Annotated in this window: 22 protein-coding genes and 6 tRNA genes; 20 read left to right on the forward strand and 8 right to left on the reverse strand. The window is 37.5% G+C overall.

All coding sequences use genetic code 11. The features are described 5' to 3' along the window. The 6 genes from PQ474_RS22985 (at position 1) to PQ474_RS23010 (ending at position 502) form a co-directional block, all read left to right on the forward strand. A tRNA-Thr gene (locus PQ474_RS22985) sits at positions 1-72 on the forward strand. A gap of 11 nt (positions 73-83) precedes the next feature. Then, positions 84-168: transfer RNA gene (locus PQ474_RS22990), tRNA-Tyr, on the forward strand. 4 nt (positions 169-172) lie between these two features. Further along, positions 173-247, forward strand: a tRNA-Gln gene (locus PQ474_RS22995). 5 nt (positions 248-252) lie between these two features. After that, a tRNA-Lys gene (locus tag PQ474_RS23000) sits at positions 253-325 on the forward strand. Positions 326-347: 22 nt separating this feature from the next. Beyond that, positions 348-422, forward strand: a tRNA-Gly gene (locus PQ474_RS23005). Between the two features lie 7 nt (positions 423-429). Further along, a tRNA-Ala gene (locus tag PQ474_RS23010) sits at positions 430-502 on the forward strand. Between the two features lie 50 nt (positions 503-552). Here PQ474_RS23010 and PQ474_RS23015 read toward each other — a convergent pair. Then, positions 553-741, reverse strand: coding sequence for an aspartyl-phosphate phosphatase Spo0E family protein (locus tag PQ474_RS23015; RefSeq protein WP_273847919.1), 189 nt, complete (start codon positions 739-741; stop codon positions 553-555). Between the two features lie 207 nt (positions 742-948). On the opposite strand from PQ474_RS23015, the gene sigW reads away from it, so the two are divergent. The 8 genes from sigW (at position 949) to PQ474_RS23055 (ending at position 9,604) form a co-directional block, all read left to right on the forward strand. Then, complete coding sequence (sigW, locus tag PQ474_RS23020) at positions 949-1,512, forward strand: RNA polymerase sigma factor SigW (RefSeq protein WP_273847920.1); 564 nt, start codon at positions 949-951, stop codon at positions 1,510-1,512. Positions 1,513-1,525: 13 nt separating this feature from the next. After that, on the forward strand, positions 1,526-2,164 hold the full coding sequence (locus PQ474_RS23025; protein ID WP_273847921.1) for an anti-sigma factor family protein: 639 nt from the start codon (positions 1,526-1,528) through the stop codon (positions 2,162-2,164). Between the two features lie 98 nt (positions 2,165-2,262). Continuing rightward, positions 2,263-3,087: a diadenylate cyclase CdaA gene (gene cdaA, locus PQ474_RS23030; RefSeq protein ID WP_273847922.1), complete on the forward strand. Its 825-nt coding sequence runs from the start codon at positions 2,263-2,265 to the stop codon at positions 3,085-3,087. Further along, a complete protein-coding gene (locus PQ474_RS23035; RefSeq protein ID WP_273847923.1) occupies positions 3,080-4,303 on the forward strand; it encodes a CdaR family protein in 1,224 nt (407 codons plus the stop codon). The genes cdaA and PQ474_RS23035 overlap by 8 nt, the downstream gene beginning before the upstream one ends. Before the next feature lie 31 nt (positions 4,304-4,334). Next, entirely contained in the window at positions 4,335-5,678 is a 1,344-nt protein-coding gene (gene glmM, locus PQ474_RS23040; protein ID WP_273847924.1) for a phosphoglucosamine mutase, read from the forward strand. 396 nt (positions 5,679-6,074) lie between these two features. Then, the gene (glmS, locus tag PQ474_RS23045) at positions 6,075-7,877 is read left to right on the forward strand and encodes a glutamine--fructose-6-phosphate transaminase (isomerizing) (protein WP_273847925.1); all 1,803 of its coding nucleotides are present in this window, start codon (positions 6,075-6,077) and stop codon (positions 7,875-7,877) included. A gap of 131 nt (positions 7,878-8,008) precedes the next feature. Beyond that, positions 8,009-8,848 (forward strand): TnsA endonuclease N-terminal domain-containing protein, encoded by an 840-nt coding sequence (locus PQ474_RS23050; protein ID WP_273847926.1) that lies wholly within the window; start codon positions 8,009-8,011, stop codon positions 8,846-8,848. A gap of 570 nt (positions 8,849-9,418) precedes the next feature. After that, on the forward strand, positions 9,419-9,604 hold the full coding sequence (locus tag PQ474_RS23055; RefSeq protein ID WP_273847927.1) for a hypothetical protein: 186 nt from the start codon (positions 9,419-9,421) through the stop codon (positions 9,602-9,604). 131 nt (positions 9,605-9,735) lie between these two features. On the opposite strand, the gene PQ474_RS23060 is transcribed toward PQ474_RS23055, so the two are convergent. After that, positions 9,736-11,022, reverse strand: coding sequence for a transposase (locus tag PQ474_RS23060; protein ID WP_273847928.1), 1,287 nt, complete (start codon positions 11,020-11,022; stop codon positions 9,736-9,738). Between the two features lie 321 nt (positions 11,023-11,343). Beyond that, complete coding sequence (locus PQ474_RS23065; protein WP_273847929.1) at positions 11,344-11,613, reverse strand: hypothetical protein; 270 nt, start codon at positions 11,611-11,613, stop codon at positions 11,344-11,346. A 45-nt stretch (positions 11,614-11,658) separates the two neighbouring features. Here PQ474_RS23065 and PQ474_RS23070 point away from each other — a divergent pair, with 45 nt between their 5' ends. Continuing rightward, a complete protein-coding gene (locus PQ474_RS23070; protein ID WP_273847930.1) occupies positions 11,659-12,042 on the forward strand; it encodes a LytTR family transcriptional regulator DNA-binding domain-containing protein in 384 nt (127 codons plus the stop codon). A gap of 46 nt (positions 12,043-12,088) precedes the next feature. Here the strand turns inward: PQ474_RS23070 and PQ474_RS23075 are convergent, their stop codons facing one another. From PQ474_RS23075 to PQ474_RS23085, 3 genes are all read right to left on the reverse strand, one after another. Further along, positions 12,089-14,248, reverse strand: a complete 2,160-nt coding sequence (locus tag PQ474_RS23075; protein ID WP_273847931.1) for a peptidase domain-containing ABC transporter — start codon at positions 14,246-14,248, stop codon at positions 12,089-12,091. 5 nt (positions 14,249-14,253) lie between these two features. Further along, on the reverse strand, positions 14,254-17,484 hold the full coding sequence (locus PQ474_RS23080) for a type 2 lanthipeptide synthetase LanM family protein (protein ID WP_273847932.1): 3,231 nt from the start codon (positions 17,482-17,484) through the stop codon (positions 14,254-14,256). Positions 17,485-17,569: 85 nt separating this feature from the next. After that, positions 17,570-17,743, reverse strand: a complete 174-nt coding sequence (locus PQ474_RS23085) for a type A2 lanthipeptide (protein ID WP_273847933.1) — start codon at positions 17,741-17,743, stop codon at positions 17,570-17,572. A 242-nt stretch (positions 17,744-17,985) separates the two neighbouring features. On the opposite strand from PQ474_RS23085, the gene PQ474_RS23090 reads away from it, so the two are divergent. The 5 genes from PQ474_RS23090 to PQ474_RS23110 are packed head-to-tail and all read left to right on the forward strand — an operon-like array spanning position 17,986 to position 21,099. Then, entirely contained in the window at positions 17,986-18,516 is a 531-nt protein-coding gene (locus PQ474_RS23090; protein WP_273847935.1) for a DUF2975 domain-containing protein, read from the forward strand. Between the two features lie 10 nt (positions 18,517-18,526). After that, the gene (locus PQ474_RS23095; protein WP_273847936.1) at positions 18,527-18,736 is read left to right on the forward strand and encodes a helix-turn-helix domain-containing protein; all 210 of its coding nucleotides are present in this window, start codon (positions 18,527-18,529) and stop codon (positions 18,734-18,736) included. A gap of 28 nt (positions 18,737-18,764) precedes the next feature. Then, on the forward strand, positions 18,765-19,679 hold the full coding sequence (locus PQ474_RS23100) for an ABC transporter ATP-binding protein (protein WP_273847937.1): 915 nt from the start codon (positions 18,765-18,767) through the stop codon (positions 19,677-19,679). After that, positions 19,676-20,374 (forward strand): ABC transporter permease, encoded by a 699-nt coding sequence (locus tag PQ474_RS23105; protein ID WP_273847938.1) that lies wholly within the window; start codon positions 19,676-19,678, stop codon positions 20,372-20,374. The genes PQ474_RS23100 and PQ474_RS23105 overlap by 4 nt, the downstream gene beginning before the upstream one ends. Before the next feature lie 14 nt (positions 20,375-20,388). Next, the gene (locus PQ474_RS23110) at positions 20,389-21,099 is read left to right on the forward strand and encodes an ABC transporter permease (RefSeq protein ID WP_273847939.1); all 711 of its coding nucleotides are present in this window, start codon (positions 20,389-20,391) and stop codon (positions 21,097-21,099) included. Between the two features lie 370 nt (positions 21,100-21,469). On the opposite strand, the gene PQ474_RS23115 is transcribed toward PQ474_RS23110, so the two are convergent. Continuing rightward, positions 21,470-21,703 carry a hypothetical protein gene (locus PQ474_RS23115; protein ID WP_273847940.1) on the reverse strand — a complete coding sequence of 78 codons (234 nt, stop codon included), beginning with the start codon at positions 21,701-21,703 and terminating at the stop codon, positions 21,470-21,472. A 199-nt stretch (positions 21,704-21,902) separates the two neighbouring features. Further along, positions 21,903-22,451 (reverse strand): recombinase family protein, encoded by a 549-nt coding sequence (locus PQ474_RS23120; RefSeq protein ID WP_273847941.1) that lies wholly within the window; start codon positions 22,449-22,451, stop codon positions 21,903-21,905. Positions 22,452-23,286: the final 835 nt, after the last annotated feature.

Consider the following 23,286-nt stretch of genomic DNA (forward strand, 5'->3'; position numbering starts at 1 on the left):
CCGGCCTAGCTCAATTGGTAGAGCAACTGACTTGTAATCAGTAGGTTGGGGGTTCAAGTCCTCTGGCCGGCATCGTTCATCATGGAGGGGTAGCGAAGTGGCTAAACGCGGCGGACTGTAAATCCGCTCCTTCCGGGTTCGGCGGTTCGAATCCGTCCCCCTCCACCATGATTGGGCTATCGCCAAGCGGTAAGGCAACGGATTTTGATTCCGTCATGCGTTGGTTCGAATCCAGCTAGCCCAGCCATTTTAGAGCCATTAGCTCAGTTGGTAGAGCATCTGACTTTTAATCAGAGGGTCGAAGGTTCGAATCCTTCATGGCTCATCTTTACTTTAATACATTGTTTGCGGAAGTAGTTCAGTGGTAGAACACCACCTTGCCAAGGTGGGGGTCGCGAGTTCGAATCTCGTCTTCCGCTCCAATATGATGGGGCCTTAGCTCAGCTGGGAGAGCGCCTGCCTTGCACGCAGGAGGTCAGCGGTTCGATCCCGCTAGGCTCCACTTATAATATATGATTACTTGAAACCATGGATGTTTATCTATGGTTTTTTTTATATAGTTGTTGCCTTATTTCTTTTTGAGGCTTTGTTAATTAAGTAGTCATATTCATTTAAAAGCAAATCTAGTTTATGACTATAACCGATTATTTCTTCTGAAATTAAAGAAGACGTTTGTCCTTTTTGATTTAACAATTCTCTACACTTCTCAATATCGTGTAAGAGTTGCTGTTCTCTGTTCATGTCTCCCACATCCTTTTTGAAATTCTTGTAATTTGAGGTTATCGCCTTGCTCAAACTAGGTTACTTTACAAAGTCTGTTTATTTTATACCCTATAATGGCAAAAAGAAAACATTAATCATGTTATGATGAAGAAATGAATAGATCATGAAACTTTTTTTGAATCTGAACGTAAAAAAACTAGAACGAATGTAGGTAGGGGTAACAAAATGGATACAATTGTAAAGAGGTTAATTCGGGAAGTGAGGAAAGGTAATCAACAAGCGTTTTCAGAAATTGTTGAACTATATAAAGATAAAGTATTTCAAGTGGCTTATCGCATGGTAGGAAACTTGCATGAAGCGCAGGACGTTGCCCAAGAAGCATTTTTACGAGCCTATACGAATCTTGATCGGTTTGATATCGATCGAAAATTCTCGACTTGGATTTTTCGTATAGCAACGAACGTAGCCATTGATCGTTTACGTAAGAAAAAACCTGATTATTATTTACAAGAAGAAGTAAAAGGATCTGATGGTTTGACGTACGAATCCCAATTAGCCTCTGATGAGGAACTGCCTGAAGATCAAGTGGTTAGTTTAGAAAGACAGGAATGGGTGCAAGCGGAAATCAATCAATTGCCTGTGAAATATCGGACGGCCATTATTTTAAAGTATATTGAAGATTTATCAATTAATGAGATAAGTGAAATATTAGATATTCCACCTTCTACTGTTAAGACTAGAATTCACCGTGGTAGAGAAGCACTTAGAAAGAGAATGCGCCATGTATAAGGAGGGATATTAGATGAAATGTAAACAATATTATGAAGAACTCATCCAGAACGTTCTTGATGGAGAAGCAACAGAGGAAGAGAAAAAGATCCTTGATCATCATATAAAAGAATGTGAGCCTTGTAGGCAACACCTTCATGAACTTAAGAAAGTCATTGCTTTCGTACAAAGTTCGTCTCATATTGAAGCTCCTTTAGGTTTTACTGAATCCGTTATGGCAAAGTTACCTGAACGTAAACCAGTATCAAAGTGGAAACAATGGACGAGAAAACATCCAGTACTTGTATCAGCTGCTGTATTTCTCTTATTAATGATAACGAGCATTTCATCATTATGGAACAGTGGCGAAGAACAGGTCGTTGTTTCGGGGTCTGGGCATGTTCAGATTGATCAAGAAAGTGGTCGTGTGATCGTTCCTGAAGGAGAAGTGATCAAAGGAGATATTGTCGTTCGGAACGGGGAATTGCAAGTGGATGGAGAAATACAAGGTAATGTGTTACTTGTGAATAGTGAAGCTTATTATGCTTCAGTTGGTCAAGTTACAGGGGAAATTAGCGAAGTGAATCAAGCGCTAGATTGGGTTTGGTATCATCTGAAAAGCTTTGGTAAAGAAGTAATATCTATAACTGAGCAAAGGGACTCGAATGAGTAGGACTTTAATTAACGCTATGATATAATGGGAAAAGTGAAAGAGATTAGCAGTATGAATTTGCCTCTTTTGACACAAGTTAGTGGTTTGGAGGAAGAGCCATGTTTTCTTTAGAAGAATTTCGTTTGCTCAACTATGTTGGACAAATTGTTGATATATTGGTTGTGACGTTTGTCGTTTATAAAGCAATCATGATTATTCGCGGTACGAGAGCAGTTCAGTTAGTTAAAGGAATCACGGTTATTTTAGCGATCTGGTTTTTAAGTCGTTTCCTTGGTCTGAGGACGTTAGAATTTTTAATGAACCAAACGATCACTTATGGTCTGCTGGCCATTATTATTATTTTTCAGCCAGAACTTAGACGAGGGCTTGAACAATTAGGAAGAGGAAGGCTGTTTTCAAGTCGGACGATTCCACAAGATGATCACGCTAAGAAATCGATTGATGCAATTATAAAAGCAACATCTTATATGGCTAAAAGACGAATTGGTGCGCTCATGTCGCTTGAACGAGAGACAGGGATGACGGACTATGTAGAAACGGGTATTCAGATGAATGCGAATTTAACTTCTGAGTTATTAATCAACACATTTATTCCTAATACCCCTCTTCATGACGGGGCTGTCATCTTAAAAAACGATACCATTTTAGCTGCGGCTTGTTATTTACCTTTATCGGAGAATCCCTTTATCTCAAAAGAGTTAGGTACGAGGCATAGAGCGGCTCTTGGCGTTAGTGAAGTAACAGACTCCATTACCATTATAGTGTCTGAAGAAACGGGTGCTATGTCGTTAACGAAAAATGGAGAATTGCATCGTGACCTTGATGAAGAAAAGTTGCGGAGCTTGTTAGAACGAGAATTATTAATAGAAAGTAAGAACACCACCACTTCACGTTGGCAGTGGGGAGGAAAGAAAAATGGATAAGATGTTTAATAGCCAATGGTTTGTTAGAATCATCTCTTTTTTTATTGCGTTAATGCTCTTTACGATGGTAAACATTGATAACTTAACCACTCAACCTGGGGGCGTGTTGCCGACCATTAATCCAGCATATACGCTCGAAGATGTTGAGCTAACTGTTCTATATGATGAGGAGAATTATGCGATAACGGATAAGACAGAACATGTTCAGGTTAATTTAAAAGGGCCTCAAGCTCAATTAACGCTCTTTCAATTAACTAGACCTTCTTATGAAGTATTTGTGGATGTAACAGATCGTGGAGAAGGTGTACATACATTAAGTGTTCAACATCGAAATTTCCCAAGTGAACTAACGGTTTCCATTGTTCCGCAGTATGTAAGGGTTGAATTACAAGAAAAGCAAACCGTATCTTTCCCTGTTCAAGTTGATATTATTAACTCGAATGAAGTTGAAAAAGGCTATACGGTTGGTACCCCCATTGTGACTCCTATTAATGTGGATGTAACGGCAGCTAGAAGTCTCGTTGCTGAAGTAAGCACAGCAAAGGCATTTGTCGATGTTTCAGGTGCTGACCGAACGATTGAGGAAACAACGCCTGTTAAATTATTTGATGAGAATGGAAATGAACTATTCTTACCCGTAGATCCTCAGGTAGTTGATGTGAAGATACCAATTACAAGCCCGAATCGGATGGTTCCTACTAAAATTACGAGAACAGGGCAATTACCAGATGGTATCAGTATTAGCAATATCAAATTCGAACCTGAGGAAGTAACGATCTACGGTCCGACGGATGTAATCGACCGTACGAATGTCGTCGATGTTGGAACGATTGACTTAAGTGAATTAAGCGAAAGTCAAACATTTGAGATGACGGTGCCAGTTCCCCCAGGGATTGAGCGGGTGACGCCAGAAAAGGTAAATGTAACGGTTTCAATTACGACAGAAGAAACAGAAGAGTTCCCTGATGTACCTATTGAAGTGATCGGTGGACGAGAAGAAGAAGTTGTTGTTAATGATAGGTCCATTACCATTTTAGCAAAAGGATCAGAGGAGTTATTACAAAAGCTAACCTTATCTGATATTCAAGTGTTTATTGATGTAAGTGATTTATCGATAGGAGAACATGTAGTTGACATACAGGTAAATGGACCACCAAATATTCGATTTACTTTAGAGAATAGTACGATACCAATAGAAATTAAATCTGCGTTCTGATGGATGATTGTTTGAAGGAGAGAATGATAAAATGGGAAAATACTTTGGTACTGATGGTGTGCGTGGAGTAGCCAATACGGAACTCACTCCTGAACTTGCCTTTAAGTTAGGCAGAATGGGTGGTTTCGTATTAACGAAACAAACGGAAAAACCACGAGTCATTATTGGAAGAGATACTCGTATCTCCGGAGAAATGCTAGAAAGTGCACTTGTAGCCGGCTTATTATCAATAGGAGCCGAAGTCATGCGATTAGGTGTGATTTCGACGCCAGGTGTCGCTTTTTTAACAAAGGCACTTAGTGCAGATGCAGGTGTGATGATCTCAGCTTCACATAATCCAGTTCCGGATAACGGAATTAAATTCTTTGGACCAGATGGGTTTAAATTATTGGATCAACAAGAAGAGGAAATTGAGCGTCTTCTAGATAGTGAAGATGAGCTACCTAGACCCGTTGGTGGAGATCTTGGTCAACTTAATGATTATTTTGAAGGCAGTCAAAAATATCTTCAATTCTTGAAGCAAACGGTCCAAGAAGATTTCTCAGGAATTCATATTGCTCTTGATTGTGCACATGGAGCTGCTTCATCATTAGCGCCGCATTTGTTTGCTGATTTAGAGGCTGACATATCTACAATGGGAACGTCTCCAAACGGAATTAACATTAATGATAATTGTGGTTCAACTCACCCAGAAGCGTTAGCCGCATTTGTCCTTGAAAAAGGAGCTCAAATTGGATTAGCTTTTGATGGTGATGCAGATCGTTTAATTGCTATTGATGAGAATGGTGAAATAGTTGATGGCGATAAAATTATGTTCATCTGCGCGAAGTTCATGAAGGAACAAGGTTGGTTAAAGCACGGTACGGTCGTATCAACGGTCATGAGCAACCTTGGTTTTTATAAAGGTCTTGAAGAAATCGGCGTAGAGTTTAAGCAAACCGCTGTAGGAGATCGCTACGTCATGGAGGAAATGAGAAAGGGTGGATTCAACCTTGGTGGCGAACAATCAGGCCACATTATCTTCCTAGATTATATTACGACAGGTGACGGTTTATTATCAGCAATTCAATTGGTTAACATCATGAAAGTAACAGGGAAACCATTATCTAAACTAGCAGCGGACATGGAAACATTCCCACAAAAGCTAGTGAATGTACGTGTAACAGATAAGTACGCAGTAACAGATAATGCAAAAGTAAGCACGGCTATCACTAACGTTGAAACTCAAATGGCAGGTGAAGGTCGTGTGTTAGTAAGACCTTCAGGAACGGAACCTCTTGTCCGCGTTATGGTAGAGGCGAAGACAGAAGAGATTTGTGATCAATATGTAAATGAAATTGTCGAAGTTGTGAAATCGGAAATGGGATTAGAGTAATTTTTTATGCATAAGTGGCACAAAACATGCTGCTTATGCATATTTTTTTGTATAGAGTTTGAAACCACTCTTACATTGTTTGTAATTTTTACTTGTAATTGACGGGTTGCTCTAGTTTGATGTATGATGAAAAAAGTCATTCAAAGAAAGGTGGATCGAAGGATAAATTTACTAAAGCGCCAGGACTACATGGAGTGTAGTTGACGAGGAGAGGGAGTATCGAGAGTTCGGCGGATGCCCTCCGGTTGTAGCATGACAACCGTTAGACTTCTGGAAAAACAAAGAGGCAACTCTTTGCACAAAGACAGAAGTAAGCATGCCTCTAAAAAATATGAGAGTGGGGGGAAGTATGCCCTCCGGTTTACTTGCCCCCTAACTTCAGGAGGTATTTCATTTATGTGCGGAATAGTTGGATATATTGGAACGGAAGATGCAAAGGAAATTTTACTACGTGGTTTAGAAAAGTTAGAATATCGTGGGTACGATTCTGCAGGGATTGCGGTAGCTAACGAAGAGGGAGTCCATGTGTTTAAGGAAAAAGGCCGAATTGCAGCTTTACGTGATGTAGTCGACACGAAAGTAGATAGTACGGTTGGAATTGGACACACACGTTGGGCTACTCATGGTGTTCCAAGTCGTGTTAATGCGCATCCACATCAAAGCGAGACAGCAAGATTTACACTTGTTCATAATGGTGTAATCGAGAACTATGAGCAGTTGAAAAATGACTTTTTAGCTACAGTGAATATGGTCAGTGATACAGATACAGAAGTAATCGTTCACTTGATTCATCACTTTGTAACAGAAGGTGAATCTGTGGAAGAAGCATTTAGTCATACATTATCTTTATTAAAAGGTTCGTATGCCCTTGCGCTTCTTGATAAGCAGAATTCTGATGTTGTTTACGTAGGGAAAAATAAAAGTCCACTATTAATTGGTGTAGGTAATGGTGTGAACGTCATTGCTTCTGATGCGATGGCTATGCTTCAAGTGACCAATCAGTTTCTTGAAATTATGGATAAAGAAGTGGTACTTGTTGAACGTGAGAATGTAACGATTAAAACATTAGACGGTACGGTAATGGCACGTGAGCCATACACAGCTGAGCTAGATGCTAGTGACATTGAAAAGGGCACATACCCACACTTTATGTTAAAAGAAATTGATGAGCAGCCATTTGTAATCCGTAATATCATTCAAAAATATCAAAATGAAGATGGAACCGTTCGTCTTGATGAAGACATTCGTCAAGCGATGAAATCATCCGATCGCATTTATATTATTGCAGCCGGCACAAGTTACCATGCAGGTCTAGTTGGTAAGCAGTTAATTGAAAAAATTGCACAGCGTCCGGTAGAGGTTCATATTGCAAGTGAGTTCTTATACAATATGCCACTTCTATCAGAAAACCCACTCTTTATTTTCATCTCACAAAGTGGAGAAACTGCGGATCTTCGCGGGGTTCTTGTTGATGTGAAAGAAAAAGGCTACAAAGCGTTAACGATTACGAATGTACCTGGATCTACCCTTTCACGTGAGTCTGATTTTACCCTACACACGTATGCAGGCCCAGAGATTGCGGTTGCATCTACGAAGGCATATACAGCTCAAATGGCTGTTTTGACTTTGCTTGCTGTTGATACAGCGAATGCAAAAGGCATTGAGCTTGACTTCGATCCAATTCAAGAATTAGCGATTGTGGCTAGTGCCATGGAAACATTATGTGATCAAAAAGAAAAACTTGAACAAATTGCTCGTGACTATTTAGCTACTACTCGTAATTGTTTCTTTATTGGCCGTGCAGCTGACTATTTTGTGTGTTTAGAAGGGTCACTAAAGCTAAAAGAAATCTCTTATATTCAAGCAGAAGGATTTGCTGGCGGTGAATTAAAGCACGGAACGATTGCCCTTATTGAAGATGGTACACCAGTGATTGCCATTGCAACACAAGAGCATGTAAACTTAAGCATTCGTGGAAATGTTAAAGAAGTTGCAGCGCGTGGAGCACATCCATGTATCATTAGTATGGAAGGCTTAGAGCATGCGGAAGATGCCTTTGTCATTCCAAAGGTACATGAGTATCTAACTTCACTTGCAACAGTGATTCCATTACAGCTTATTTCTTATTACGCAGCCTTACATCGCGATTGTGATGTTGATAAGCCTCGTAACCTTGCAAAAAGTGTTACGGTTGAGTAGGGAGAAGGGCTGGATTTGATTTTTTTGTAGATTTAAAATAAAGTCACGATGTTTATAAAAAAGTTGCGATGTTTAAAATAAAGTCGCGAAGCTTTGCCCCTTTGGATATGATTATCTAAAGGGGTGTTTTTATGTCGAAAAGAAAAAGAACATCTAAAATCGATAAGTGGATTCAAGAGGGTCGAGGAACTGGCAGTGGGGCAGATTATCAGCCTTGGCTTAAAATTCAAGATGTTTCCTCATTAGGTCGGTCAACAAGATTAAAAGGTATAAAAACGGGTAGACAACATGAATTTTTATCGGATTTGGAACGGAACTACTTTTATTTGACTGAATTTTCTGATGTTATTTTGGATATTCGTGAACAATTTCCTTTATTACCACAAGAAGAGACGATTATCATTGCTGAAGAGCTTGGGATTAAACATCCGGCTGATCCAAAAACAGGAGCTCCAATTGTTATGACAACAGACTTTTTATTAACAGTTGATAAAGGACAAGGTGTATTTGAAGTCGCTCATACTATCAAAATGAAAGATAAGCTATTAGAAGAACGTGTGTTAGAGAAGTTCGAAATTGAACGGGAATATTGGAAGCGTAGAAGCATTAATTGGGCAACTGTAACAGAGGAAGAAATTCATAAGACAATGGCTAGAAATATTAGTTATATCCATGATTATTTTGATATTCGTAGCTATGATGTATATCAAGAAATGGATGACCAACATATTGAGGATTTATCCATGTCTCTTATGAAGCGCCTATTGAATCGTTCACGAAGTATCCGTGAAATTACTAATGAGTTTGATGCAGATACACACTTGCCTTTTGGAAGTGGTGTTACACTATTTTATCACTTGCTTGCTAGAAAAATCGTAATCATTGATATGCAAAAGCCAATTGATATAGAGCAAACAATTGATATTAAGTGTATTGATGAAGGTAATTTAAAGAAGGTGAAGTACGGATGATTTATATTAATCAAGTATTTCAATATGTAACCGATTCGACAAGGATTCGGGTAATTGATATTGAAGAACCATATGTCTATATTGTTAATATTGACACGAGTAGTGCTATGCCGCGGAAAGAGCAATATTCCAACCTAATTACAGATATGAATCAAGGAGAGCTACTGGCGATAATTAATAGGAGATTCTGTATTTATGTTTGACATAGAAAGGTTTGTTAGTGGTGAGAATAAGTGGGATGGTATAGATCCAGAATTCGAAGATGCGATCAAGAATTTAATCACCGATAGGTAAAGTATAGGAACATTATATGTCTGTATTTTAAGTGAATCGACATTATTAGTATAAAAAATAAGAGGATTAGTTCTATTAATAGGAGCTAGTCCTTTTTTCTATTGTTCTTTATATATGGGTAAGCATCTTGTCAGTGGCCTCAGTCCCTCTTTATTTTTTTGAAAAGCATGTGTGAAAATGTAAAAAATAGTAAAAATAACAAAAATTGTAGTTTAATCTATTAAACTTTGCTAGAATACAATTCTCGCTACAAAATATTTCCACAGTAGGGTTTTTATGTTAAGGAGAAAATTATTATGTTTTGGGATTGTTTTGTCTATTTTTACCTTGCTGACATCTAATGTCTCAGCAGCTGAGCGTGAGGTAGTAGATCTTGACGACTTAGAAGGGGTTATTAACCTAGAAGAACTAAGTGAAGAGGATCCGGAATTAGCTGAAAAATTAAGAGAACAAGTTGAATGAGACATAAAGAACAATCCAGATAAGGTTGTTATGGCGACACCAGTTGAAATGAGTACTTTTTCTGTAGCTGTAGCTTTACCATACTCTTTCAATTTTAATTATATGAATTCAGTAAGAAGTGATTCTAACTTTCATAGTTCAATCTGTATCTGTTGTATTTTTGTTATTTTTTCGACATGATCGTTGGGTAAAATAGTATCCCTGGCATGCTTGATCATTCGTTCAATCAGTCGAAATAGATCTCTCATAATAAAAAAGGACTGGACTCTTTCTGTTGTTCGTACAGGTACTTTTTTGTGACGCATGATAGAGTCTAATTGATTGGATTCATGAGCGAAGGCTAGTTCCACTTGCTTACGAAAGTGAAGCATTTGATTTTGTGGCTCGGAACCTTGTGGAACAGGGCCATAGAAGAATGGGTTTTCTTTAAAAGAGAAACTAAACTGTTTGTCGCAAGTTGCCTGCAGTGGACAGGGTATGCATTTGCTTTCGTCCCCATTAAACCAGGACGTATAGGTTTCTCTGTCAAATCCATCCCAGATTAGCTCATGTCCAGCCTCACATTCAGGTTTCCCCTCTGGGGAACAGGCTTCTGGAATCGTAGTATTTTTCTTGAAATCTGTCACCAATGCAACATCGTGTTCAACCAAAGATGCTTCCTGATGTTCCGCACTAAAATAACCCAAATCAGCCGAAAGGTATTCTACTTTCAGATCCCCCATTTCCTTGAGTTTTTCAAGCAGTGGGAGAAGAACATTTACATCAGAAGTATCCGGCGGAAGAATAATCGATAGAAGGACGATTGGGCCTGAAGGTGTGGGACACACGATTGCATGTTTACGGTAACCAATAAAAAATTTGTTTTGATTCGCCTTATTTCGTTGAACTCCGACTTTTGCATCAGGATCCGAATACGTTTTTTCGCACTCACAATTCTCTTTGTTTTCACAGCGACAGCGTTTCTTCTTGTATCCATTTACGTGTGCATAAACAGGCCGCGAATCAATGCCTGCAAGGGTTGTTTGTAAAAAAGCATCCAATTTCAAGGCTTGGCGGATGAGATCAAACAATATTTCATAAAATAATTCTGGAGTTACTGCCTTACGAAAGTGACTCAAACTACTGTGTACAGGCACATCTTTTATGTTAGGAGTACCGATAAAGTTGCGCCAAGCATGATTTTTCGGATCCACAAGCTGATTACAAAGCTGGCGAAAGGACGTAATTTCAGGACTAAGATAATGCATCCGAAAATAGGTTCTCGCGTCTTTAGGTGGACGACCACCTTCCTTAAAAAGGGGCTTAATTTTATCTAACACAATTGAATCATCTACCAAATTAATATAATCAATCAGTTCAACGTCAAAACCGAGTGTGTTATAGTAATGGTAAGGAAGCAGTTCTAGCTGCATATCCATGAAAATGCACCTCGCAAATTGGTATTTTTGGTTGTTTGGTCACTTCCATTTTACCATTTCTTGCATAGGTGCATTTTTATTTTCTATTGAAAATTAGGGCTTATTGAACACGCTCTATAAGAATACCAAAATACGTTTAGGAAAGTTCCGAGGTTTATTATGACCATATTATAGCAAAAAAAGTTAATAATTAGAAATCCATTTTATCTTTTTCCCTCTATAATAACTTACTAGAAAAAGATGTTCACATTATATTAAGGAGGAAACAAGATGATTACAACAATAACTTTATAAGCCTATCCATCTCTCGTATTTATTACCTTACTTCTCTACATAAGGTTTGATCCTACTTAAATTAGTAAAGACGAATATAATCACTACGACCACAGCCAAGGCTATTCCAGCATACATGTAAAACGTTGAAAAACCTAAGAGTGTATCCACTCCTGCTTTTACTGAGATCGGTAATGGGATTAAATAAATAGTCAATTCTGTGATAGGGCCCTGAACAACTTGTTTTAGATATATCGAGAACCCAATAAAGGTTACTGCTAATCCTGCTAATACAATGAAAAGTATTTTTTTAAACATGAAATACACCTGCCATCTTTTAATTTTCATCAGGAGGTCATTAGAATGACACATCAAACCAGATCTGATTTAGAATTGAAATTTGTGATTCAACATAAAGGGGCCATTAATATTATTAATAGCTCCGAAATTTCTTATATCGAACGTTACAACCGGAAAACTGTTATTCACTTAATTAATCAACAGAAGATTGAATGTAATAAGTCCTTAAAGAGTATCTATGAAACCATAAAAGAGTTAGATTTTTATCGGTCACATCAATCTTATATTGTCAATCTTAAGCAAGTAGAGCGTATACAAATTGATACTATTACGAGAGAGTATTTGATTAAACTTAAATCCACGGACGCACTAATTTCTTTGAGTAAACATAATTATCAAGAACTCAGGAAAAAGATTAATGATCTATTCAATCTGTTTCATTTCTAACGAGAGAATGAATGCACTTAACTAATTGATAAGTGCATTCATTCTCTTAACCTACCACTTCCTCTTTCTTCTCCTGCGGCTTATAAAACCTCATATACTCATGATTGTCTTGTAATGATTCATGTGTACCTGTCCCTACGATTTCACCATTTTTCATTATTACAATTAAATCTGCTTCCTTCATAGTGCTTAATCGATGCGCAATAATAATTTGCGTACATGGTAATTGCGATAGGTTGGCTGCAACTCGTTTTTCCGTTACTGTATCTAATGCACTTGTCGCCTCATCTAAGATGAGAATTTTCGGATTATGAACAATTGCTCTGGCAAGCGCTAATCTTTGTTTTTGGCCTCCTGATAAATTAGTTGCCTGTTCTGATAAAAGAGTTTCATACTGTAACGGCATAACGGCAATATCATCCATTATTTCAGCCTTACGAGTAGCCTCAATCACTTCTTCATATGTGATATCTTCATTTCCTAATGTGATATTATCATAGATCGTTCTACTAAATAGAAAGTGATCTTGAGTGACAATTCCTAGTTGTTTACTTAGTTGATGTTTATCTAGTGTTTTGGCATCATAGTGATCAAAATAGATGGCTCCATCCGTCGGTTCGTATAATCCAGAAATCAATGCAGCTAACGTACTCTTTCCAGAGCCAGATTCTCCAATAATGGCTACTTTTTGATTTGACGGGATGGTTAAATTGATCTGTTTCAACACAGGTTTACTATAGGCATCAAATTGAAATGACACATTCTCTAGTTTGATGCTGCCCCGTAATCTTTTCACATGAAGTCCTTCCTTGTTTTCCTGAGGCGTTTGTTTCACATCCATAATCAGCTCAAGCAAAGAATCCATCTGTGTTAAAGAGGTAATCGAGTTTGCAATCCCCGTTATGGGCATTAAAAATGAAACCGCTAAGGCCTGGAAAGCCACTAACGTTCCAATGGTTATATTGCCTTGGACCAATTGATAAGTCCCTACCCAAAGAATAATAGCTGGTACTAGCAAGTGGACTGTATCTAGCACACTATTAATGGATAATTCAACTTTCCCTTTATGATAAGTATGGCCTATTTGCTTAGTAAATCTTTGGGACCAATCCTTTAGAAAGTATTCTTCTGCACCTAGATTTTTGATTAAAGAGATTCCGTGAATGGATTCAGTTAGATAACTTCGTAAATTGGCCTTTGCCACAACCTCTTTCGTAGTGATACTTTTTAATTTATTTCTCGTCAGCAACGTAAAGATAACTTGGAATAAACCAATACCTACTAGTCCAATGGTCAAAGCGATTGATTGGGAGAGCATATACGAGAACAAGACAACAAGGACCATTACATTAATCACCGTTGAAAGTAGATGCGTGACAATTAATTCTCTAATTCCTTCAATAATAGAGGACCTCATGACCAAGTCACCGTTTGATCTTATTTGGAAAAAGCGTAATGGCAATGAAAAGAGATGGCTGATGAAGCCCTGAATTAACTTCGTATCTACCTTTTTTGCCAATAATACAAGCATGTACCCGTGAAGATACCGAAAACCAATTTGAAACAAGACAATTCCAATCATTGACAACCCAATTAAATGAATGAGCTGAATATTCATCCCTTGAGCAACATCGTCAATTAGGTATTGAGTGAGGATGGGAATCCCAAGGGCGGCCCCTTGAAGCATGAAGGAAAAAACAATCATGAGGCTTAATAGCTTCTTCTCCTGGAAGATAGGCCTTAGAAAAGAAATAAGCTCTGATTTATCTTTTTTCTTTCGTTTGAATTGATTAGTAGGTGTACAGCACAGGACCACTCCCGAGTAGCTTTGCTTAAATTCATCCTTTGTCAATTGGAGCTTTCCAATAGCCGGATCGACAATATGAAATCTCTCGCCTGAGACCTTTTCCAAAATGACATAGTGATTAGGCTTCCAGTAACAAATAACAGGCAACTCAATAGTGTTTAGGGCTTCCGTACTCACTCTTTTTCCCTGACTATCAAAATGATATTCTATAGCTAGTTTTTTCAATGTCAGTAGACTAATTCCACTTCTGCCGGCAGATACTTTTTCTCTTAATTCATATAAGCTAATCTCGTGTCCATAATAAGACAAAAGCATCGCTAAAGTGGTTATCCCACATTCAGCCTCTTCCATTTGACGAAAAAAGGGTACCGAGCGTTTGCGCTTTATTTTTTTTCTCATATCGATTACTCACCTTCTTTATTAGACGGGCCTTCTAATAATAAAACTGAAGGAGTTTGTGGCTCGTAAAATCTCATTAGTTGGAAACCAACTCCCGCTAAACCAACCATTAAATTTGGAATAATGTATTTATCCGCAAATCCACAGTCCCACCAGTTTTTTTCTTTGGCTTCATTTATTAGAGGCAGAAGCTGTTGGTAAAGCGCTTGTTGCATTTCTGTATCGTTCATTACTAATGCTGCTTTGAACAGAAATTCAAAGCTCCCCATCTTCCCGTGGCATAAACAATCAGAATCTTTGAACATACCACCTTTTAATATAGCATGGAGAGCTCTTTGAACATCTGCTTTCAAACTCTGATTATCCGGAAAATAGTTTGCCATTTCCAGACGACTGAGCCCTATCCCAGCTGCTCCATTGCACCAACTGAATGAATAGGTCTTCTCTTCTTGTAACCGCTCAGTATTGTTCTGGTTGGCCCAATTTCCCTTTTTTAGATCATATAAAGAGTTTTCGTATAATAACGCACCATCTATATACGCTAAATAACGCTCATCCTTAGTCTGAATATACAACTGCGAAAGACTATAAGCAATTCCTGCTGTTCCATGGGAAAACCCTGTCTCTGGAGGTTTCTGCATCATAAAATCATTCGACTTCCAGTAAACCATTTTACCTGTTTTATGCGCTTGCTTTAACAGGAGTTCTCCACAATCAATGGCAACTTGTAATGCCTTAGAATTGCCAGTAACTTCATAAAAAGATAACGCCACTATTATTACGCCTGCATTGCCAGATAACAGATCATATTGTTTGTCTTCTGCAGCCATCTCCCAAATTTTATCCAATAACGCATCAGCTTCATCTAACAACTCATCTCGTTCTAATATCTTATACACATGCATAAAAACATAAAGAACACCGGCGTATCCTAAATAGGCAGAATGGTCAATAAGGCCCACCTTCTCGTTATGTGCAAAATCACCTAACACTGTATTAACGCTCGCATTGGCAATTCTCTTAAACTCATCATCATTTGTATACTTATATAAGTATGAATAGAACAACGCCATTCCTAATATTCCATCGTATAATCCAAGCTTCATCACCGAATATTCTAAGTTCCCCTGTCTCGTGACTCCCATACTCAGCCAAGAAATAGTTTCTTCGTCCTCACTCCAAACGCCAAGTTGTGCAATTTTTTTCCCAATTCTGACTGCTTCTGAGAGTAGGGATCCTTTCACAGAGGGTAATTCAAAGGGTTTCTCTTGTTTGAAAGGAATGGCTTCCTGCATATTGTGGTCAGTCTTTTCTGTTGTAATCGCGCTATTTGTGTGAAAGGAAGCATTAATAAATTCAATCTGTTGATCTAAGTCTTTCATGCTAAGCTTCTCCACATTTTGCAACACAATCTCTAGCGCTGTTTGTTCAAAGTACTCAGGAATTCGTTTATGAAATTGGTCATAAATATCTTTGCTGTTTGTATATGTATAAAAATATGGAACATCTTCCTGTAAGAGTGCACTGCTCTCAGAATGTGCGATCCTGTTTACATCTGGGGTTGAATCATTCCCTTTCCATAAAAGGTCAAACAATTGAACTCTCATCAATCCATTTTTCAAGTATTTTGGATGCTTGCCAGCTTCCAGCAATCGTCCATAAAAATAAGTCGGCCTGAAAATCGTTCGTATTTGATCTTCCTTAAACATATAGATGGGACCATTCAGTGAGAGTAACTCCTCTTTATAAGTTGAGAATAATAAATACATTTCTTTAAAGCCTCGAATGATCTCTTCTGTGTAATCCTCAAAACTAACATATTCCCCTTGAAAGCTTGGCTGATGAGTTCTCTCTGGTTTAATGAATAGCGTTTGTTTTTTCATAAACATTTCATCCGTATGTGAATTTTCAACAGTATATACAGAAACAAACCCACTATTCGTACCGAGACCGCTAAAATTTGCTTCAACAAAACGAGGATTGTTCACTCGTACAGGTAAGAGTGCCGTATTCATAACAGAATTTTGCAAAATTGTATGAGCTTTGTCGGTTGCTGTTGCTTTTTCTTTCCTGATTCCTACTTTGTTATGAAACAATGACTCTAAGTCAACTAAGTATGGTTTTTCACCAGCTGCTACGATATTTTCATGATGAAAATCGGTAGCCCCTAAAAGATATAAAATAGCCAAATAATTGCCTTGTCTTTCATAAAATCGGTGAACCTCTTCTTTCGTTGAGCAAGCTTGATGTTCCACATATTCTACCCAGCCATGATCTTGACAATGACATACCCTTAGGAGTGGGAGTGTATTTTTTACCCCTTTATTATTAATCCACTGTAAAAACTCTTGAAAATGAACATCAATTTCTAATGAGTGCGGTTTATATAGTAATTTAGTCTGTTCAAACGTCAATTCTAAAACAGCTCTACCTGAGTTATGTACGTCTCCTTTTAGTTCGATTGATTGTATTTTTGTAAATGATTGACCGAAGAATGCTGCTACTTTGCTGTTATCAGAAATCCAATGATCTAAAGTAGTAAAGACAGACTGTACAAGCAGATTACTTGCTTCAGCTATCAACCTTCCTAATACGGGATATTCTAAAAGTAATTCATATGCCTTTCCTCTGTTCTCTAGCCTTTCCGTCACAAAGAATCTGTACCGATCTTCCCGTGTCAAACCAACTAACTCTTTTTGCAGCCGAGCTTTATTAAGCTCAAAGATTAAAGTTTTTGAAACCACTTTCAATAATGTTTCCGCTAAAGGAGTAAGAATCGCTTTTAGCAAAGTGACTTGGTCAATCACATCTAACGTTTCAGGTCTTTCGACTGTTTCGTTCATAATAAGCCGCTTAGTATATTGTAAAATGGGAATAATCAATTCAAAAAAAGGTTTTACATGATGTTCCTTTGAAACCTCATCAATCGAAATCGTAACTAGTTCGTTCTGATGAAACGCATCATAAATAAACTGAACCCAAGTATTTTGTGCCAGTTCCTTCCCCTTACACACAACATGTGGATTCGAGATAATTTTTTTAAATTCATTCACAGTTAATCCGTCATGCTTCACTCTTTCATTTAAGAGATCATATGAAAAAAGGCCCGAACGTTCAATCCAGTCACTAATCCTCCCAAAATGTAATTTTAGTTCACGATAATCCAATTGTTTCCGTTCATCCAAATAAAGAGCTTGGAACCATTTCTGATCTGTATCCTTACCTAAGTCTAGCAACTTTATTACCCCCAACGATATAAGTTAACCCATGGTTTTACCCATGGGCTGAAAATTATATATAAGAGCTCTTACTTATATAAACTTACTTGCAGTCTTTGCAACCGGAAATGAATCCGAATCCTACACAAACGGAACTTACAAAATTAGGGCAATCCTTAGTTACGGTTGGAATCAAACCACTTCCACCTACCATTAGTTCTAGTTCTGCATCTGTTACATCTTCAATTGCTGATAATGCTAATTGTTCTACTGTCATATAAAATCCCTCCAAATAATCATTAATCTAGTACGTCTACTAGTCACCTCGAATTATAACAGGACAAATGTTACATTTATAGTTTTTTTTGTAAAAGATACAAATAATTGTATATTTAGTTATAATCATTGTCCATATGTGGGCAATTAGAGATTCAGGAGAATCTTTTTTTGATTATCAACAAAAACATATTGAATAATAATATATTTTCTGTATAATATTCCATAAAAAGGATGGTTACTATGAAAGTTTCTAACAAATTTTACAAATGGTTGGCTAGACTTTGTATGGTCGGAATAATTGTACAAATCTTTTGGTTGCTCTTTATACCTTTCTACACCTTATTCGTTCACGGCCATACTTGGTTAAACAAAATTACTATTAGTGTATTCTCTTTTTCAAGTAACCATATAAGCATGACACCTTTAGTACAATTACTTTCTATGATCCAAGTTCTACTGATTCTTTTTTTACTTTACAACCTTTTGGTGTTTTTTCGAAACTTATCAAAGGGCAACATCTTCACTTACAGTAATGCCAACTCTATTATTCAATGTGGTGTATTAATTAGTATCATGGCCCTTTTTCAAGAGATTGTTCCTATTGTTTTAGCTAAAGACATTGTTCCCTATCTAACGTATTCACAAGGTGAAGTAGCTCTTTCCTTTACTATTCCTTTTGGGTATTTCATCGCATCGATTGCTATTATTACTTTGGGAATTATATATAAAAAAGCAGTCAAGATCGCCGAAGAACAACAATTAACGATATAGGAGTTCTACGATGATACAAGTAAATTTAGATTTGATGCTTGCTAAAAGAAAAATGTCGTTGACAGAACTAACAAACAGAGTCGGGATTACGTTTTCTAATCTTTCTATTTTAAAGAATGGAAAGGCCAAAGCCATTCGATTTTCCACTTTAGAAGACATATGTAGAGAGTTAGAATGCCAGCCCGGGGATATTTTGGAATACGTTAACGAGAAAGAGTAATTACCTGTTATCAAAGGAGACTGTTATCATGCCAAACGTAATTGAGACGATAAATTTGACAAAACAATACCGAAATCAAACGGTCGTCAATCAGTTAAATCTAGAAGTACAAGAAGGTCAAATTCATGGATTTCTCGGCCCAAACGGAGCTGGAAAGACAACGACCATAAAAATGTTACTAGACTTAATCACTCCTACCAGCGGTCGAATTGAACTATTTGGAATGGACCTGCAGGAAAATCGGAATGAGATTCTACATAATATCGGCGCATTTGTTGATTCTCCCTCGTATTACGGTCACTTAACCGGTTACGAGAATCTTCTTGTTATCCAGAAAATGCTTGGAAAAGACGAAGAAGCAATCATCGAAACGCTAGAAACCGTTGGCCTGCTCCATGCCAAAGATAAACTTGCGAAGGAATACTCGTTAGGAATGCGACAACGTTTAGGTCTTGCCTTCGCTCTTTTAAACAAACCCAAACTCCTGATCCTTGATGAACCGACTAACGGGCTAGATCCTTCAGGCATTCATGAAATTCGCCAACTCATCAAAAGCCTGGCTTATGAAAAAGGCTATACAATCTTTTTATCGAGCCACAACTTAAATGAAATAGAGCTTTTGGCATCCCATGTCAGTTTGATCCAAGAAGGGCATTTGTTGTATCAAGGATCCTTAGAGGAAGTGTTAAAAGAAGGGGATCAAGTAGAGATTGGAACGAACGACCTTCTTCAAGCGAAGGATTTGTTGCGGCATCAAGGATTTGAAACTGAGCTAAACAAAGAAAAAGGTATATTAACCACTCATGGAAAGAATCAGTCACTGGCTGTGATGAATCAAGTTCTTGTTCACGCCGGCTTTGAAGTATTTCATCTTTATCGGAAGAGAAGAACGCTAGAAGAGACCTTTTTAGCACTGACTGGACGAAGCGAGGTGCGACAATGAACACTCTATTATTGAAAGCAGAGCTTATTAAACTTAGAAGAAATAAGCTTTGGCTCATGATTGTCATGTTCGCTGTCCTTTCAACCGCTATTCCGTTTTGTCTTTTTTACTACCAAAATGGCGGCACAGAAGGGTGGAGGGATTTAATCCTTTGGGGTCATGCTTTTGCTCCATTCTTCCTTTATACATTCACAGCGTTGTTTTTCTACCTGATTGTTAGTAGTGAGTATAATGGATTAACTTGGAAAGTCATTTTGACCGAACCAATTAAGCGAAAGGGTATTTTACTTAGTAAATGGTTGATTGTCAATATCGCTCTTTTCATCAGCCTCTGCCTTTCAGCCTTTTTTCTAGGAGTGGCGGCTTATCTACTTCAACTTTCTTTTTCACTATTAGACTTGCTTTTTTATTTGTTTACGTTATGGCTAAGTAGTCAAGCGATGGTCTCTATTTTATTAGTAATGTCTGTAAAGATCGCAAATGGAAATCTCGTTATCGGTATAGGAATTCTATCTTCTCTCGCTTATTTATTTTATAACGAACAGAAATGGTTGCCTACTTCCTTTCCAGGATGGGTCGTTCAAGAACAGGGATACTCTTTGGAAGGCGCTCTTTCTTTTACTTTGATTTCGGTTTTACTTGGAGGGCTTATCATATTTTTCACCATGAAAAACTTTAGTAAGCATGAATTTTAACTTCGGAGGTACTTATGATCTTAAATGGTTTAAAAATGGAACTACTGAAATTGAGACGCTCTCACGTATTTTGGTTGATTGTGCTTATTCCCCTACTCTTCACAGCGGCAAATGGCAGTTTGTATTTCGGATCCTCCCAAGCGGGGCTAGATATCTTAAGAATTGTCACTTTCCAGATATTTCTATTGTTTATTTATCCTTTATTGATGACCTTTGTGATTTCGATAATAGTCCAAATGGAGCGCAAGCATGATGGGATCAAAAATATCTTGCTCTCCCCTATTCAAAAATGGCAAATGTATGTAAATAAGGTCCTATTACTCTTTCTCCTGAATATGATCATTCTGACAGTTAGTTATGCGGTTTTATTTATTATGACAATGATCTTTGATCTACATACAAGTCTTCAATTCTTCGATGAATTTACCCGTTTTAGTAGTATGTTACTAGCCGGGACTCTTATTTGCTCTATTCAACTGCTTGTAACAATCTATTTCTCTCGGATCATCATGCCTATAATCTTTGCGATTCTTTTAACGATTACCGGTGCTTTCGCAGCCACACACCCTGTCTTTAGTCATTTTCATCTATGGAGTTACCCCGTTCGCGCTCTTTATAATGGGTATAACCTCTATACGTTAAGCATCGTGTCGTTTCTTCTTTTACTTATTTTTACTTTGATAGGCGTTTACCTATTTCCAAGAAAAGCTATGGTATCGAGATAATGTTCGATGCTCATAAAGAGACCACCATTCCTTTTCACATTTATCAAGACCTAAATTGAAGTTATACAAAAGAAAGGACATAACACATTTTTTGACTAATATGTTATGTCCTTTCTCCCTCTACTGTTCATTAACCATATAGATTCAAAACAATCCTACATATAAAACTTTGTTTAGCAATGTATTTATATCTCCTTCCTTAACAGGCCCTATTCATAAAAAAGTGACGCTGTTCTTATTACAGAAAAGCGCCCGATTGTGGAAGATTAATAATATTATTAAGGGCTATTGAAGCCAGTCTCGCATTAAACTATAGCACCCTTCGTTAAATAATTTTTGCTCAATTGACTCTCAATGTCTGTTTCAGACATTACATATGGATATTTTTTGAATTTACGATTGTTTGTAGGAGGGGATTTTCTGAATAATTAAAGTTCAAACCAATAGAAGCTGATGAGATAATGATTAATCCTATAACTACAACAATTTTTTTCGGTAATTCTGTCTCTTCTCCCCAGCGTGACAAAGGAACTATCAAACCGAGAAATAGTGCTAGTACAATAATAACGAATGCGAATTTAGCTACAAAATCTATAATAAACATCTCCTCCTTTTTTAAACACTTACATATAATAGCAAAATATTCCAACACTCTACAAGAATATAATAAATCATAAACTTCTAATCTGTATAAAAAATTCCCACTCCTGGACTTTCTAAAGGCTCGATCACAGGGTTGCTGCTCTAGTCCGTCATAAGACTTACATAAATTGTAAAATAGAGCAAAGCAACCCTTTTTATATTTAAGCTTTCTCTAAGTATCGATACAGTGTTGTTTTGCTGAGTCCTGTCATTTCGGTAATTTCTTTAATTGAATAGTCTTTACTCTTATACATTTTAATTGCAATCTCTACTTTATCTTCTCTCTTGGTAGGTCTACCGCCCTTTTTCCCTCTGGACCTTGCTGCTTGCAACCCTGATTTTGTCCGTTCACTAATGATATCTCGTTCCAGTTCTGCAATACTTGCCATGGTACGAAAGAAAAATTTTCCCATCGCTGTCGAGGTATCAATATTATCGGTAATGGACACAAAGTGGACATCCATATCACTAAACACTTCGCTTAGTTCTATCAAGTGTTTAGTGGAACGGGAAATACGATCCAATTTATATACGACCACTTTATCTCCACTCCGCAATACTTTCAGTAATTCCTCGAGCTGCGGCCGATCTTTTCGAGTTCCCGTCAATTTTTCTTTATAAATTTTTTCAACCCCAAATTTCTGTAAGGCATCTAGTTGCATATCTAAGTTCTGTTCTTCTGTACTGACACGAGCATAACCAAAAATCACCATTTCCACCTTCTTTAGACTTATTGTATCTCTATTTTAGCACCAAAAACGGTTTTGGCTTATAAAAATGGAACTTTGTTTTTGGGAATGAGTTTTGGCACCGGAAAACTAGGAAAATAGCAGGTTATTTGATTGCTTTTTAGAGAGTTCCATAAACGACCGTTTTCGGTTCTTTCTTAATAAGGGAAAATTAGGGATATATGTTAATATAGAAGTGAAATTGCGAGGATTTGTAATTAAACTAAAGTAGCTTTACTTCAATAACGATCTTCAACTCCCTCAGTTAGATAGGTATATCTCTTAAATGCTCACTTATTCGCAGGATTTCAAACCACTTGTAAGAACAGTTACAGATGATTGGAATGAGTGTCAGTCATTTTGGCTACATGAAGGCATGCTGAAATAAAGGAGGTAGATAAAACTCCAATTATTACCATATAATGCACGTATTCTCCACGCCGCCCCTGGAGGCTATCCCTCCCATGTCTCAACGGGTCTAAGCCCTATCATTCCTTCGTCATGCCTATCCAAGGGGTGGAGGCCGGTTTTGCTATCGGAACGGGTCATTGCCCTTTGGTTGAAGACATCCAGTACTCCGTGCTTTCTTTGAAATCCTACGAATAAGGCAACATTCAATAAAAAATAACGGGTAATTACTTACTTTTAGTACTCCTTAAAATTTTAATGGAATTCCTTGTGTTTAGAATAAGCTTTATGCTGCTAGAGGTTCTAAAGCGTGAACTTTATTAGGACAATAAGACTCATTTTTTCGAGATATTCCAACTAATATTCGTGCAAGTTTCCCAAGCAGTTTCATAATTGATTTCATTTTTTT

The sequence above is a fragment of the Halalkalibacter alkalisediminis genome, from assembly GCF_028610705.1.
GTDB classification, from domain to species: Bacteria; Bacillota; Bacilli; order Bacillales; family Bacillaceae_D; genus Halalkalibacter; species Halalkalibacter alkalisediminis.